The 13,816-nt window shown below is 64.1% G+C and carries 13 protein-coding genes and 5 tRNA genes; 11 read left to right on the top strand and 7 right to left on the bottom strand.

Annotated elements, in window-relative coordinates:
* Positions 1-37 precede the first annotated feature (37 nt).
* Both hxpB and H7R73_RS11340 read left to right on the top strand, forming a co-directional pair.
* Positions 38-697, top strand: coding sequence for a hexitol phosphatase HxpB (gene hxpB / locus H7R73_RS11345; protein WP_010674632.1), 660 nt, complete (start codon positions 38-40; stop codon positions 695-697).
* 136 nt (positions 698-833) lie between these two features.
* Positions 834-1,037: a CPXCG motif-containing cysteine-rich protein gene (locus tag H7R73_RS11340; protein ID WP_005336871.1), complete on the top strand. Its 204-nt coding sequence runs from the start codon at positions 834-836 to the stop codon at positions 1,035-1,037.
* Between the two features lie 78 nt (positions 1,038-1,115).
* On the opposite strand, the gene H7R73_RS11335 is transcribed toward H7R73_RS11340, so the two are convergent.
* Positions 1,116-1,406: a YciI family protein gene (locus tag H7R73_RS11335; RefSeq protein ID WP_103244639.1), complete on the bottom strand. Its 291-nt coding sequence runs from the start codon at positions 1,404-1,406 to the stop codon at positions 1,116-1,118.
* Positions 1,407-1,508: 102 nt separating this feature from the next.
* The gene (locus H7R73_RS11330; protein ID WP_048207609.1) at positions 1,509-2,120 is read right to left on the bottom strand and encodes a riboflavin synthase; all 612 of its coding nucleotides are present in this window, start codon (positions 2,118-2,120) and stop codon (positions 1,509-1,511) included.
* 133 nt (positions 2,121-2,253) lie between these two features.
* Between H7R73_RS11330 and H7R73_RS11325 the strand changes: the two genes are divergently transcribed.
* The 7 genes from H7R73_RS11325 to H7R73_RS11295 all read left to right on the top strand — a co-directional run bounded on the left by H7R73_RS11325 (position 2,254) and on the right by H7R73_RS11295 (position 4,758).
* Positions 2,254-2,460 carry a YaeP family protein gene (locus H7R73_RS11325; RefSeq protein ID WP_010674629.1) on the top strand — a complete coding sequence of 69 codons (207 nt, stop codon included), beginning with the start codon at positions 2,254-2,256 and terminating at the stop codon, positions 2,458-2,460.
* Positions 2,461-2,611: 151 nt separating this feature from the next.
* On the top strand, positions 2,612-3,991 hold the full coding sequence (locus tag H7R73_RS11320) for an MATE family efflux transporter (protein WP_029314480.1): 1,380 nt from the start codon (positions 2,612-2,614) through the stop codon (positions 3,989-3,991).
* 194 nt (positions 3,992-4,185) lie between these two features.
* Positions 4,186-4,262: transfer RNA gene (locus tag H7R73_RS11315), tRNA-Val, on the top strand.
* Between the two features lie 11 nt (positions 4,263-4,273).
* Positions 4,274-4,350: transfer RNA gene (locus tag H7R73_RS11310), tRNA-Val, on the top strand.
* A gap of 17 nt (positions 4,351-4,367) precedes the next feature.
* A tRNA-Val gene (locus H7R73_RS11305) sits at positions 4,368-4,444 on the top strand.
* 121 nt (positions 4,445-4,565) lie between these two features.
* Positions 4,566-4,642, top strand: a tRNA-Val gene (locus H7R73_RS11300).
* A gap of 39 nt (positions 4,643-4,681) precedes the next feature.
* Positions 4,682-4,758, top strand: a tRNA-Val gene (locus H7R73_RS11295).
* 140 nt (positions 4,759-4,898) lie between these two features.
* Here H7R73_RS11295 and H7R73_RS11290 read toward each other — a convergent pair.
* Complete coding sequence (locus H7R73_RS11290) at positions 4,899-7,301, bottom strand: DNA polymerase II (protein WP_042014367.1); 2,403 nt, start codon at positions 7,299-7,301, stop codon at positions 4,899-4,901.
* Positions 7,302-7,544: 243 nt separating this feature from the next.
* Between H7R73_RS11290 and H7R73_RS11285 the strand changes: the two genes are divergently transcribed.
* The gene (locus H7R73_RS11285; RefSeq protein WP_103260062.1) at positions 7,545-8,423 is read left to right on the top strand and encodes a pirin family protein; all 879 of its coding nucleotides are present in this window, start codon (positions 7,545-7,547) and stop codon (positions 8,421-8,423) included.
* Between the two features lie 59 nt (positions 8,424-8,482).
* Here the strand turns inward: H7R73_RS11285 and H7R73_RS11280 are convergent, their stop codons facing one another.
* The 4 genes from H7R73_RS11280 to H7R73_RS11265 all read right to left on the bottom strand — a co-directional run bounded on the left by H7R73_RS11280 (position 8,483) and on the right by H7R73_RS11265 (position 12,779).
* Positions 8,483-9,343 (bottom strand): PA4780 family RIO1-like protein kinase, encoded by an 861-nt coding sequence (locus tag H7R73_RS11280; protein ID WP_029314478.1) that lies wholly within the window; start codon positions 9,341-9,343, stop codon positions 8,483-8,485.
* A 94-nt stretch (positions 9,344-9,437) separates the two neighbouring features.
* Positions 9,438-10,433, bottom strand: coding sequence for an LpxL/LpxP family acyltransferase (locus H7R73_RS11275; protein ID WP_029314477.1), 996 nt, complete (start codon positions 10,431-10,433; stop codon positions 9,438-9,440).
* Positions 10,434-10,587: 154 nt separating this feature from the next.
* Positions 10,588-11,577, bottom strand: a complete 990-nt coding sequence (locus H7R73_RS11270) for a lipid A biosynthesis (KDO)2-(lauroyl)-lipid IVA acyltransferase (protein WP_010674623.1) — start codon at positions 11,575-11,577, stop codon at positions 10,588-10,590.
* A 221-nt stretch (positions 11,578-11,798) separates the two neighbouring features.
* On the bottom strand, positions 11,799-12,779 hold the full coding sequence (locus tag H7R73_RS11265) for a TDT family transporter (protein WP_042882704.1): 981 nt from the start codon (positions 12,777-12,779) through the stop codon (positions 11,799-11,801).
* A gap of 103 nt (positions 12,780-12,882) precedes the next feature.
* On the opposite strand from H7R73_RS11265, the gene H7R73_RS11260 reads away from it, so the two are divergent.
* Positions 12,883-13,767, top strand: coding sequence for a LysR substrate-binding domain-containing protein (locus H7R73_RS11260; RefSeq protein ID WP_103260061.1), 885 nt, complete (start codon positions 12,883-12,885; stop codon positions 13,765-13,767).
* Positions 13,768-13,816 lie beyond the last annotated feature (49 nt).

The raw sequence follows: 13,816 nt of genomic DNA, 5'->3' as shown, positions 1-13,816 counted from the left end.
CTTATAATCCCCCCTTCACCTATGTCAGGAGTACAAGATGTTAACTGCCGTGATCTTCGATATGGATGGTGTTCTGATCGACTCGGAACCCTTCTGGCAACGGGCCCAGATGGCCGTCTTCGCCGAACTGGGCCACTTCCACACCGAGGAGGACTGCAACTCCACCATAGGGGTGCGCATCGATCAGCTGGTGGCCCACTGGTACCGGATCCGCCCCTGGAGCAGCCCCAGCCAGGAAGAGGTGGTACAGCGTATTCTGGATCAGGTGATCGCGCTCATCCTGCAAGAGGGGCAGCCCAAGGCCGGGGTGCTGGAAGCGCTCGACCTCATCGAGGCCCAAGGGCTCAAGATCGGGCTCGCCACCTCCTCCCCGTTTGCCATGGTCGAGGCGGTGCTCGGCAAACTCGGTATCCAGGACCGTTTCATGGCGGTCCACTCCGCCGAGGTGGAGCGCTTTGGCAAACCCCACCCGGATGTCTATATCCACGCCGCCGAGAAGCTCGGCGTCGAGCCTGTGCACTGTCTCGCCATCGAGGACAGCTTCACCGGCCTGCTGGCGGCCAAGGCAGCCTCCATGACGGCGCTGATCGTGCCAGACCCGGCGCTGGTCGGCGATCCCCGTCTGGCCATCGCCAACCACGAGCTGCGCTCTCTTGCCGAGCTGAACGCAGAGATGCTGGCCGGCTGGGTCAAGTAGGCAACATCCTGGCGGACTGACCTCCTGCCTCCCTTGAGCCCGCTCATAAACGTGCGCTTGCTCGCGGTTGCGCCGCCTTGTGGCGACTAGAATCAGCAGGAGCACAGAGACGGCCCACGGGCCCGAGGAGGTCACCATGATCGAATACACCAGCAAGCGTATCGTCTGCCCCCACTGCGGCCACCACACCCGGGTCGAGCTGGATGCCAGCCAGGGGGATCAGGAGTTCTACGAAGATTGCATGGCCTGCTGCAACCCCATTCACCTGCGGCTGCACCGGGATGAAGCTCGCGACTGCCTGCAACTCTTCGTGGATGCCGACGACGAGCAGCTGTTTTGAATCCCCCTGTCCAGACACAGACAAAAACAAACGGGACCCTGTGGGTCCCGTTTGTTCTGGTGCCATCGTCAGGCTGGATCACGCCTCCCTCAAGCACGCCGCCTTCGCCGACGTCATGGTCGGAACAAACTCCACTACCTGATAATCGGCCGCCTCTGCCTGCTTGAAGGGATCCTCTGCCAGCATCGCCTCCAGGGCGTCTCGGCTCACGCCCTGCGCCAGTATGACGCCCCCGACTCGGGGTACCTGACGCCCGAATGCCAGAAAATGGCCTGCGGCATACTGCCGCTCCAGCCACGCAATGTGGGCCGGGATCAGGGCATCGATCTCCGCCAGCGGTTTCACATAAGTCAATGTCACGACAAACATAGGGAAGTCTCCAAGGCTCTGGGGCGGCGCCTCTTCCACAAGAGGGCGCCTTTCCCGTGATGCCGCCCTCCTCTTCGAACCCTGGGGGCAGCGCTCAGGTGGTTACTGGCGCGCCGCCAGCACCCGCTCCACCGTGTCGACGATGGCCTGGGTCTGGGGGTCAATCTCGATGTTGGTCTGCCAGCCGGCCTTGACCCAGCCCAGGTTGGTCCGGGCCAGGGTCTCGGGGATCAGGTTGACGCAGAACTCGCTGGCGCGTACCTCGCCCACGGTGAGGCTGATGCCGTCGATGCCGATGTAGCCCTTGGTCAGCACGTACTTCATGAGCGCAGGATCGAGGCGATACCACACCTGGCGGTTGTTGGGGGTGTCGATGACCGAGGTCACCTCGGCCGTGCCCATGATGTGGCCGGACATGGCATGGCCGCCAATCTCGTCCCCAAAGCGGGCGGCCCGCTCCACGTTGACCTTGTCACCCACCACCAGTTGTCCAAGGTTGGTGAGGCGCAGAGTCTCTTGCATCAGATCGAAGCTGACCAGATCCCCCTCCACCCGGGTGACGGTCAGGCAGCAGCCGTTGTGGGCCACCGAGGCCCCCAGGGCCAGCCCCTCGCCCCAGGCCGGGCTAGGCATGCGGATCACGTGGGTGCGAAAATTGGGCAGTGAATCGATGGCCACCAGTTCGGCGGTCCCTTGTACGATGCCGGTGAACATGAGTCTCTCCAGGCTGTGAAAATTGTCGGCAGGTTACCCCCGGCCACCTTGCAAGACAAGGGTGCCGGCTGACAAGGAGAAGCGCGATCGCTATAGTGACCCCAATCAATCCAGACTGAATGAGGAAACAAAAATGCAGGTATATCAATGCTGTGAAGCCATTCGCATCGCCTACAACCAGATTGGCTCCGGTGAACAGGGTTATGTGCCCCAGGCCATCGCCGCCAGCATACGGGCGCTCAACGCCGTGGCCTCCGACGAGCGGGTACCGGCGGATCTGCGCGAGCAGGCGGCCTATGCCGCGGCCAACCTGCTGATCAGCGATCACGAAGACGCCTGATCCCGGCTACAAATCTGCCGCCGACCTTCCCCGTTGGCGGTTTTTCAGGCTAGAATGACACCCCCGCATTTTGTCTCCTCAGGACGAGGAGGCAAAAGCCCATCTCTCTTGCCCGCTCTTTCTCTTTTATCTGATCCACTCGGAGGTGTCAGTGCAACGTTATTGGTCCGAGGCGAAGCAGCTCGTTCGTCTAGCCAGCCCCATTCTGGTCGCCCAGGTGGCCCAGATCGCCATGAACTTCGTCGATACCGTGATGGCGGGACAGGTGAGCGCCGTGGATCTTGCCGCCGTGTCGGTGGCGTCCAGCTTCTGGCTGCCGATCATCTTGCTGGTGCAGGGCATCATCATGGCCCTCACCCCCATCGTTTCCCAGCTCAACGGCGCCCGCAAGCAGGACGAGGTGCGCCCCGCCGTGCACCAGGGCTTCTGGCTCGCCCTCATCGTCACGCCCATCGCCATGGTGGCACTCTACTTCAGCCCCCTGGCACTGCAATTCATGGACGTGGATCCCGTCATGGCGGCCAAGACTGCCGGCTACCTGCACGCCATCCTGTGGGGCCTGCCCGCCTTCGTGATGTTCCAGGTGCTGCGCAACTTCAGTGAGGGGCTCTCCCACACCATGCCGACCATGGTGATCGGTTTCGTGGGGCTCGCGGTCAACATCCCCGCCAACTACATCTTCATTCACGGCCACTTCGGCATGCCGAAACTCGGCGGCGTCGGCTGCGGCGTGGCCACTGCCATCGTGCTCTGGGCCATGCTGCTGGCGATGATCGTCTATGTGAAGTGCTCTGCCCACTTCAAGCGCATCAACCTGTTCGCCCAGCTGGCACGCCCCAACGGCAGCCGGATCTGGCGCCTGTTCCGCCTGGGGTTCCCCATCGCCATGGCCATCTTCTGCGAGGTGACCCTGTTTACCGTGGTGGCCCTGATGCTGGCCCCCTTCGGCGCGGAGACGGTGGCGAGTCACCAGATTGCGCTCAACTTCTCCAGCCTGGTCTTCATGCTGCCCCTGTCCATCGGTGTCGGTGTGACCATCCGGGTCGGTCACAACATAGGGGAAGGTCAACCGGATCAGGCCAGGGTCGCCGCCCGCACCGGCCTGATGCTGGGCATGGGCGTCGCCGCCGCGACCGCCGCCCTCACCGTGCTGCTGCGCGACCCCATCGCAGGGATCTACACCGACGACCTGCAGGTGATCGGCCTCGCCGCTACCCTGCTCTTCTTCGCCGCCATCTACCAGATCTCCGATTCGGTGCAGGTGGTGGCCGCGGCGGCCCTGCGCGGTTACAAGGATACCCAGGCCATCTTCTACGTCACCATCGTCGCCTATTGGGGGCTGGGTCTGCCCACCGGCATGATCCTGGGGCTGACCGACTGGGTGGTACCGCGCATGGGCCCGCAGGGCTTCTGGATAGGCTTCATCGTCGGTCTCACCTCCGCCGCCCTGATGCTGGGCGCACGGCTGCGCGTCATCTACGGCCGCTTCGCCAGCCCCGCAGCCTGCACCGCCCTCTCTCGGGCGCAATAGGGCGCGGCCAGGGGCACGGGGAGCCGCACTTTTGGGGCGGCTCGCCTGTAAAATCAACAGGCTGCACAAGAACTGGGCAAACAGTCTCCTTTGTGCATGTCCCTTGTTGACAGCCTTGGGGGCCATGGGTAGTATGCCGACCACGCCAGCAGTGCTGGCGGGATAAAACGGGTTTTCAACCCGGTTTATGAAGTGGGTTTATAGCTCAGTTGGTTAGAGCACTACCTTGACATGGTAGGGGTCGTTGGTTCGAATCCAATTAAACCCACCACTTTTCGTGATGCGTCCTTAGCTCAGCTGGTTAGAGCACCACCTTGACATGGTGGGGGTCGGTGGTTCGAATCCACTAGGACGCACCATCACGAAACCCTGTTATGCGTCCTTAGCTCAGCTGGTTAGAGCACCACCTTGACATGGTGGGGGTCGGTGGTTCGAATCCACTAGGACGCACCATAACAGTTTGAATAAATTGCAGATATGAATTTGATGTGGGTTTAAAGCTCAGTCGGTTAGAACAGTACTTTGACATGGCGTAGGCAATGTCGTTGGTTCGAATCCGGTTGAACGCAGATGTGGGTTTATAGCTCAGTTGGTTAGAGCACTACCTTGACATGGTAGGGGTCGTTGGTTCGAATCCAATTAAACCCACCACTCCCCTGCAATGACACACAAAGTCGCCTTGCGCACCCTGCGTCCTTAGCTCAGCTGGTTAGAGCATCACCTTGACATGGTGGGGGTCGGTGGTTCGAATCCACTAGGACGCACCAGATTTGAAAAGCCCGCTTGATAGCGGGCTTTTTGCATTGCTCGGCTCTGACATCCGCTCTCCCCCGTCATCTGCCTCCTGTCCCCTCTGGCCCGCGGGCCGCCATTGTCGTGCCATGGCGGCCGCGTTTACCTCGCGTTGTCAGAAGAGATCGAGCTGCTGGCCGCAGATCCGCTCGAACGACTCCCCCACAAAGGGAAGGATGGCGTCGGCGATGGGCCTGAGCTGCTTGTCGATGTAGTGCTCGTAGTCGACGGCGCTGCGCCGGTACTCCAAAGGCTCGGGGCCGTTCAGGGTCATCAGGTAGGCGATGGTGCCCCTGTGCTGATAGCGCTGGGGCAGGCCGCGGCGCAGGTTCTCCTCGTCCGCCAGGCGCGCCGCCCGCACATGGGGTGGCACGTTCTTCTGATACTCCTCGAGCTTCTGGCGCAGCCGCTTGCGGTAGATGAGCAGATCGTCGTGACGGCCCGCCCGGGTCTCGTCCACCATGGTGCGCACATAGCTGCTGGGATCCTGGTCGTGGAACACCATTTCGTAGAGCCGGGTCTGGAATGCCTTGGCAAGGGGTGTCCAGTCGGTGCGCACCGTCTCCAGCCCCTTGAACACCAGGTGCTCCCCTTCCCCTTCACCCACCAGTCCCGCATAGCGTTTCTTGCTCCCCTTCTCCAGCCCGCGAATGGTGGGCATCAGGAAACGGCGGTAGTGGGTCTCGTACTGGATCTCCAGATGGCTCGGCAGGTCGAACTCCCGCCTGATCAGCGCGGCCCAGTTGTCGTTGATCATCTTCGCCAGCCGTTGGCCAATCTCGTCCGCCTGTTCGAGACGGATATCGCTCCCCAGGTGCACGAAGGTGGAGTCGGTATCCCCATAGATCACCTCGAACCCCTCTGCCTCTATCCACTCCCGGGTCTGCTGCATGATGCCGTGGCCCCGCAAGGTGATGGAGGAGGCGAGCCTCGGGTCGTAGAAGCGGCAGCCCCCCGACCCCAGCACCCCGTAGAAGGAGTTCATGATGATCTTGATGGCCTGGGAGAGGGCCTTGTTACTGGCGGCCTTGGCCCGATCACGCGCCGCCCACAGGGTGGCGATGAGATCCGGCAGGAAGTGACGGGTTCGGGAGAACAGGGCGCCGCGAAAGCCTGGAATGGCGTTATCCGGGTGTTTGAGCCCCTCCACCAGCCCCATGGGGTCGATGCAGAAGGTGCGGATGATGCTGGGATAGAGGCTCTTGAAGTCGAGCACCAGCACGTGGCGATAGAGCCCCGGCTTGGAGTCCATCACATAGCCGCCGGGGCTTGCAAGCCCGCCGTCTGCCGGCAGGTTGGGCGCCACATAGCCACCGCGGTGCAGCCGTGGCAGATAGAGGTTGGTGAACGCCGCCACCGACCCGCCCACCCGGTCGAGCTCGAGACCGGTGAGGGAGGCGCGCTCGATGGCGAAGGGGATGAGGTGGCAGAAATCGAAGATCTCCCACACCAGCCTGCAATCTTCCAGGTTGTAGCGGGCCAGCGCCTCCTTGTCGGAGTGGAACAGCTCGGTGATCTTCTCCCCCCGGTTGGCCACGTCCTCGATGTCCTTGCCCCGCCCGAGCAGCTCGCTCGCCACCGCATCCAGGCTGTAGCTCGGGAACTGCCAGGTGGCGCTCTTGAGGGTATCGATGCCGTCCAGCACCATGCGCCCCGGGATGATGACGTTGCCGCTCTGGGGGTCGTTTCGGGACGAGCGCCAGAAGCAGAGCTCCCGCCCGCGCCCGAGCCGCAGCCGCCGCTTGTGGAGTTCGGCGCGGCGCAGCAGCAGGCGAAAGTCGAAATTCACCACGTTCCAGCCGATGACGAGATCGGGATCGTGCAGGCTGAACCAGCCCTCCAGGGCAGCGAGCAGGGCTGGCTCGTCCGCCACCCACTCGACGGGGGTCTCCCAGTCCTGCGAGCCCGGCTCCGGGGAGCCAATCATGATGACCCGCGCGTCCTCTTCGCTATGGAGCCCCACCGAGAAGAGGGTGCCATCCATGGCGCACTCCACGTCCAGGGAGACCCAGGAGAGGGTCGGCGTCACCGCCTGCGGCGCACAGCGCGCCTCGTTTACCTCCCAGTAACCCTGCCTGCCCCCCTTTCGCCTCGCCTTGCCGTCAAAGCGCATCCCGGCGGTGATGAAGCGCTCCATGAGAAAGCGCTCGGGCAGGCGGATATCTGCCTCGAAGTGCTCCAATCCGCGGATGAGCAGCAGCTCGATGGCGCGGTGAAAGGCACTCAGGGTGGCAAAGTAGCAGCCCACCACCCGGCTCCCCTCGAAGGTGTGCATGGGGAGGCGACGAAAACGCCCCCTCACCCCGGCCCCCTTGAAGAGCTCTGCCGCCTCCTCCAGGTGGCGTTCCGGCAGGAAGAAGACAGGCTCCTGCCCCGGCACCACCACCCGTACCGGTCCCTGTGCGCTCCAGAGCCACATCACGATCTCGGTACGCCCCTGCACATCCCGACCATGGCGGGTCAGGATGAAGCCGTCGAGCGGCGGGGTCACGGGAGGGAGTGGCTGGATGTCGGTCATGCAGGTGGTCGAGCTCAAGAGTGGGATGGGACTATTGTACGTTCATACAGTACCCGGCTGCAATTGCCGGGCGGGGCCCTCAGGGCAGGCGCTGTGCCCCGTCTTTGCCATCCGGCGCCGGATTGGGGCATAGTAACCTCGGCATCACTCACCGGCACCGGGCGAGACGGCATGTCCGTCCCCCTGCAGACGCTGCGGCCTGCTCGCGCGTGCGCCAACCTTTTCCTCGACAAGGAGCACCCCATGACACAACAGTGGCAACGCATTGCCTCCCGCCTCACAGATGTGGGCGGCATCCCGGTGGCTCGCGCCATCCCGGTCAAGGAGCGGCGCACCATCGGGCCCTGGTGTTTTCTCGATCATATCGGCCCGACCCGCTTTGCCCCCGGCGCCCCCGGCATGGATGTGGGGCCCCACCCCCACATCGCCCTGCAGACCTTCACCTGGATGCTGGAGGGGGAGATCCTCCACCGGGACAGCCTGGGCAGCAAGCAGGTGATCCGTCCGGGCCAGGTGAACCTGATGACCGCAGGACGGGGCATCGCCCACACCGAGGAGTCGGTCCCGAACCAGCCCGATCTGCACGCCGCCCAGCTCTGGATAGCCCTGCCCGAGGCGGATCAGCATACCCCGCCCCGCTTCGATCACTACCCGACGCTCCCCCGCTGGCAGCAAGGGGAGATCACCCTCACTCTGCTCATCGGCGAGCACGGCGGCCGGCGCGCCCCCACTCTGCACTTCTCCCCCATTCTGGGGCTGGATCTGCACGCCCCCGAGGGAGGCGAGATCATCCTTCCCCTGGATCCCGCCTTCGAGCACGGCCTCTTTCCCCTCGCGGGGGAGACCATCGTCGCAGGGGAGGCCCTGGCCCCGGAGCAGCTCCTCTACCTGCCCCCCGGCAACCGGGAGGTGGCGCTGACCCTGCGCCCGGGCGCCCGGCTGCTGCTCATCGGCGGCGAGCCCCTGCCCAGACCGCTGCAGATCTGGTGGAACTTCGTGAGCGTCGACAAGGAGGCCATTCGCACCGCCGCCGCCGACTGGGAGAGCGGTCATCCGCGCTTTGGCGAGGTGACGGGTTACCAGGGGCCCCGTCTCAAGGCGCCGCCCCTGACCGGGCTCTGAGCCAGGGTCCAAAACAAAAGAGCGCCCATGGCGCTCTTGTTGATTGGGATGAAGGCCCGTCAGGACTCCTCTTCCTGCTCCGCCTGCAACCTGGCCCGGCGGGCCATGGCCTCCTCCTGAGCACTTTCTATCTCGTGCAGCACGCCATCCAGATCGATGGCCTCCCGGCTCTCTTCGAACAGGCCGGTGAGCTCGGTCTCGGGGCCCAGCTTGCCATCCTCGAACAAGGACCACATCTCCCGGGCATACCGGGTCTTGAGCAGCTCGGGGGCATACATGCCGTAGTAGTTGCGCATGTTGTCGACATCCCGCTCCAGCATGGCCCTGGCCTGGTTGTTGGCGGCGGCATCCACCACCTGGGGCAGGTCGATGATGACGGGCCCCTCTTCGTCCACCAGCACGTTGAACTCCGAGAGATCCCCGTGAATGAGCCCGGCGCAGAGCATGCGCACCACGTAGCGGATCACCTTGCCATGATCCACCAGAGCCTGCTCACGGGTCAGGGCCACGTCGTTGAGACGGGGAGCGACGTTGCCGTCGGCGTCGGTGATGAGCTCCATCAGCAGCACGCCATCGAGGCAGACATAGGGCCTGGGCACCCGCACCCCGGCCGCCGCCAGCTTGAACAGGGCATCCACCTCGGTGTTCTGCCACACCTCTTCGTGCTGCTTGCGACCGTACTTGGAGCCCTTCTCCATGGCGCGGGCATCGCGGCTGCTGCGTACCCGCCGCCCTTCCTGATAGACCACGGCCTGCTTGAAGCTGCGCTTTGACGCCTCTTTGTAGACCTTGGCGCAGCGGATCTCGTCGCCGCAGCGCACCACATAGACGTCGGCCTCTTTGCCGCTCATCAGCCGGCTGATGACATCGTCCACCAGGCCGTCATCAACCAGAGGTTGGATTCGATTTGGAATTTTCATGACCGCCCTTTTACCCTATTTGCACCTTGTTTGCACCTGTTTGCTGGTGGCCTGCCACCCCTGTCAGAAACGGCCCGCAAGGGGGCCGTGTCGATCAAGGTTCCGGTGGCAGCCCCTGGCGGATGCGGCGGATCCCCGCCTCGTAGAGACCGTCCTCGCCCTGATCGTGCTCCTGGGTTTCGAAGATCTTGAGAAACCACATGTACTGCTCGGGGAAGCGGCCAAGCTGCTGCTCCACCATGCGGTTCATCTGGTTGACGTCCGCCACCAGATCCGCGGTGGGATAAGGGTCGAACGGCGCCTCGATCTCCAGCCGGTAGCACCCCTCGTCCTCGTCGTAGCAGGCCAGAATGGGCACGGCGCGGGCACCGGTCAGCTTCACCAGCTTGGGCAGGGCCGGCAGGGTCGCCTTGGGGTGGTTGAAGAAGGGCACGAAGAGGCTCGCCTCCCGGCCGTGATCCTGATCCGGCAGATAGAAGAAGCTGTCGCCGCTGCGCAGGGCCTTGATGGCGGGCTTGATGCCGACGCTGCGCTCGTAGATACGCCCGCCCTTGCTGCGCTCGCGGTTGATGTACCAGTCGAACACCGCATCCTTGGGGCTTTTCATCATGGTGCACATCTTGATCCCCTGGAGGGGGAAGTAGCGGCCAATCATGTCCACCGCCCAGGTGTGGGGCACCACGAAGATCATGGGGCGACCGGCTGCCCGCTCCGCTTCCACGTGCTCCCAACCGCTCACCTTGACGCGCCCCTTGAGGAAGTCGGGGCTGCGCCAGGTCAGCTCGCCAAAGCCCAGGAAGGTCTTGAGCCCCACCCGGATGGATTTCAGCAGCAGGGCCTGACGGCCCGCCTCGTCGAGATGGGGGAAGCAGATCTTGAGGTTGGTGTCGGCGATGTAGGCCTGCTTCCTGGAGACGCGCAGCAGCAGGGGGGCCAGGTAGTCGGCCAGCTTGTCCCGTGCCCTTGCCGGCACCCAGGCCAGCAGGGAGAGCAGGGCGACGGCCAGCCAGCTGCCCCACAGACGGGGGTGCAGCAGGCGCGGATGAAAAGAGGTATCAAACACCGGATCTTGTGCGGACATGGTCGCCATCGAATCATCAAAACAGACCGTCATTTTAGTGATCCTGACAGCTTTTTCTACCCTGCCCTGCACAGCGCCCTCGCGCCAAGTCACTGATCAGACAAGTTAGAAATAAAAAGTGGCCCGCTTGGGGCCACATTTTTGCACCGGGTGAGCGCAAGGCTCAGGGGTGAGGAGCAAGGCCCCGGCGGATGCGCCGGATCCCCTCTTCGTAGAGGCCATCCGGCCCCACCTGATCCTCACGGGTGTCGAAGATCTTGAGGAACCACATGTACTGGCCCGGGTGGCGGCAGAGCTGGCGCTCCACGCTGTCGTTCATGCGGCAGGTATCTGCCATCAGATCCCCGCTCGGGTAGTCGGCGTAGGGAGCCTCGACCTCCAACCGGTAGCCGTGCGCCTGCTCGTCATAGCAGGCCAGCACCGGCAGGGCCCGGGCGCCGGTCAGCTTCACCAGCCGTGGCAGGGCCGGCAACGTCGCCTTGGGGTGGTTGAAGAAGGGGGCGAACAGGCTTGCCTCCCGGCCGTGATCCTGATCCGGCAGATAGAAGAAGCTCAGACCGGATTTCACCGCCTTGATCACCGGCTTGATGCCGGCGCTGCGCTCATAGACGCGGCAGCCGTGCCGGGCCCGCGCGCCGTTGATGTGCCAGTCGAACACCGGGTTGCGGGCGCTCTTCATCATGGTGCACATGGGCAGGCCCCGCTGGGCAAAGTAGTAGCCCGCCGCGTCGATGGGCCAGCTGTGGGGCACCACCAGGATCACCGGTCGGCCAGCGGCCTGCTCCGCCTCGATATGTTCCCAGCCGCTGACCTGGATCCGCCCCATCACGTGGGCGGGGCTGCGCCAGGTGAACTCGCCAAAGCCCAGCAGGCTCTTGAGGCCGACCCGGATGGAGGTCATCAGGATGGCCTCCCGCTCGGCCTCGCTCTTCTCCTTGAAGCAGATGGCGAGGTTGGTCCTGGCGATGTAGATCTGCTTCTTCGAAATGGCGCATACCAGGGGCGTCAGAGCATCGGCCAGGCGATCCCGCCAGCGCGGGGGCACGAAGGCGAGCACACCGATGGCGCCGAGGGCGAGCCAGCTCAACCAGTAACGGGGGTGCAGCAGACGAGGCTGGAATCGGGCGTCAAACACGGGATCAGATGAGGACATGGGGCACGACAAAACAGTGGGAAGATAAAGTGGCGCGCATCGTGACAGGTATTACCAGTTAACGCCAACTGAATGTCGCCTGTATGGGCAACTATTTAAGCCACTTCACGGATTGACAAAATTAATCTGCTTCATTTGATTCCCCTCTGTGTCACTGCATCACGAACGGCAGACCCCGCACGGGCGGGGTCGATGACGAGGGGGGGATGAAAACCTTGTGCCTAGCGGCGTGCGGGCTGCCCCGGCAGGTCATTCTGCACCGCCGGCAGGAAGAACATCAGGTAACGCAGGGCCACGTAACCCACCACCAGGGTGGCCACCCCCAGCTCCAGATAGGCCAGCTGATGGAGCTGCTCGGCATAGCGGGCCGCCTGTGGCCACTGCGACAGCAGGTGACTCACCTTGAACAGGGCGGTGGCCCCGATCACCAGGGGGAAGGTGAAAGCGGCGTAACCCGGCGAGAACGGCAGGCGCAGCAGCTTGATGAAGGCCAGGTAGATGATGCCGGTCATCAGCACGGCGATCCCGAGCAGCACCGCCACCAGCAGCAGGGAGGGGTCCTGGCTCACGGTGAGGTAGCCGGCCAGCGACAGGCTCGCCGGGGCGGCCAGGATGGCGATGGTGGGCTTGGCGGCATCCGGCACCTCGTGGCTGAAGATGAGGCGATAGAGCATCAGCGGCAGCATCAGGCCGTAGCAGGCCATGCCGAACCAGAGCAGGCCGGTGGCCAGGGATGCGAAGGGACCGCCCGGGTAGGCCACGTCAGCCACGATGATCCCCACCGGCGGCACGAACCAGCTCGGCACCATGTGATGGATTTCGAACGCTCTGGCCCTGTGCCAGACGAAAGTGGCGAGGAAGACGAGGTGGATGATGACCGCAAACAGCCAGAGCCCCTGCCCCAGGGTCGGGGCGAGCAGGCCGACCGCCTTGGAGACCACCATGGTCCCCATGGCGTAGGTGGGCACCACGCTGCCCACCACGGGATGGGCGAGATCCTGCCACAGCAGGCGCGGGTGGATCAGAAACTTGAAGGTCAGGACGAGGAGCAGCACGGCGGCGATGGCGGCCCCCAGCAGTTGCAGACGGCCATCGAACTGACCGGCATTTTCCCAGCACCAGCCGAGGCTGGCGATCCCCAGAGCCAGACCGGCCATGGGGGTCGGGGCGGCGGCCAGGGAGCGGCGGGTTCTTGCGATCATGGCGAATACCCTCTTGATGATGACGATGGGCATAGGATAAAGGGGGTCTATCGTTTACGATATCTAAATGAATTGAACTTAGCGTTTAGGAAAATCAAACGATATGAAGCTCACCCTGCAACAACTCAAGGTGTTTGCCACCATCGCCCGCCACGGCAACCTGGGGGGCGCCGCCAATGAACTCTGCCTGAGCAAGGGGGCCGTCTCCCAGTCGCTGCAGGAGCTGGAGCGCCAGCTCGCCACGCCCCTGTTCGACCGGGTGCACCCGAGGCTCCAGCTCAACAGCGAGGGGCGCCTGCTGCAACCGGCCGCCGAGGAGCTGCTGACCCGGATGCAGGAGATAGAACAGCTCTTCAGCCCCGATGCCGAGCCAAGCGGCCAGCTGCACCTCGGGGCCAGCCAGACCATCGGCAACTACCTGCTGCCCGCCCTGCTGGCGGAGGGAGCCCAGGAGCTGGGGGCCGCCCCCAGGGTTACCATCGCCAACACCCACCTCCTGTGCCATGCCCTCGCCCACTTCGAACTGGATCTCGCCCTCATCGAGGGGGAGAACCACCACCCGGACCTGGTGAGCGAACCCTGGCTGGAGGACGAGATGCTCATCATCGCCGCCCCCGGTCACCCCCTGGCGGATCAGCTCGAGCTGCCCCTGCGCCGGCTTGCCGGGGAAACCTGGGTGCTGCGCGAGGCGCAATCCGGCAGCCGCGAGCAGTTCGAGCAGCAGCTCCAGCCTCACCTGCCCCGCTGGCAGGCGGGGATAGAGCTCAATACCCTGGAGGCGGTGATGCTGGCGGTGGAGAAGGGGCTCGGCCTCTCCTTCATCTCCCGCCTCGCGGTGGCGGACCGGCTGGCACAGGGGCGCCTGGTGGCCCTCACCCCGAGTCGCCGCTTCCCCCGTCAGCTCTCCCTCGTCTGGCACAAGCAGAAGTTCCACTCCGTCGCCCTGCGCCGCTTCCTGGCCTTCTGCCGCGCCCAGACCCTGGCGTGAGAACCCCTTCGGATACGACAAGGGCGCCGTTGGCGCCCTTGTCGTTCAG

The sequence above is a fragment of the Aeromonas sp. WP2-W18-CRE-05 genome, from assembly GCF_014168615.1.
Lineage (GTDB): Bacteria > Pseudomonadota > Gammaproteobacteria > Enterobacterales > Aeromonadaceae > Aeromonas > Aeromonas caviae.
This window is presented reverse-complemented; position numbering and strand designations above follow the sequence as displayed.

Coding starts and splice junctions, on each gene's coding strand:
- hxpB (WP_010674632.1), top strand. CDS start 38: ATGTTAACTGCCGTGATCTTCGATATGGATGGTGTTCTGATCGACTCG.
- H7R73_RS11340 (WP_005336871.1), top strand. CDS start 834: ATGATCGAATACACCAGCAAGCGTATCGTCTGCCCCCACTGCGGCCAC.
- H7R73_RS11335 (WP_103244639.1), bottom strand. CDS start 1,406: ATGTTTGTCGTGACATTGACTTATGTGAAACCGCTGGCGGAGATCGAT.
- H7R73_RS11330 (WP_048207609.1), bottom strand. CDS start 2,120: ATGTTCACCGGCATCGTACAAGGGACCGCCGAACTGGTGGCCATCGAT.
- H7R73_RS11325 (WP_010674629.1), top strand. CDS start 2,254: ATGCAGGTATATCAATGCTGTGAAGCCATTCGCATCGCCTACAACCAG.
- H7R73_RS11290 (WP_042014367.1), bottom strand. CDS start 7,301: ATGACCGACATCCAGCCACTCCCTCCCGTGACCCCGCCGCTCGACGGC.
- H7R73_RS11285 (WP_103260062.1), top strand. CDS start 7,545: ATGACACAACAGTGGCAACGCATTGCCTCCCGCCTCACAGATGTGGGC.
- H7R73_RS11280 (WP_029314478.1), bottom strand. CDS start 9,343: ATGAAAATTCCAAATCGAATCCAACCTCTGGTTGATGACGGCCTGGTG.
- H7R73_RS11275 (WP_029314477.1), bottom strand. CDS start 10,433: ATGGCGACCATGTCCGCACAAGATCCGGTGTTTGATACCTCTTTTCAT.
- H7R73_RS11270 (WP_010674623.1), bottom strand. CDS start 11,577: ATGTCCTCATCTGATCCCGTGTTTGACGCCCGATTCCAGCCTCGTCTG.
- H7R73_RS11265 (WP_042882704.1), bottom strand. CDS start 12,779: ATGATCGCAAGAACCCGCCGCTCCCTGGCCGCCGCCCCGACCCCCATG.
- H7R73_RS11260 (WP_103260061.1), top strand. CDS start 12,883: ATGAAGCTCACCCTGCAACAACTCAAGGTGTTTGCCACCATCGCCCGC.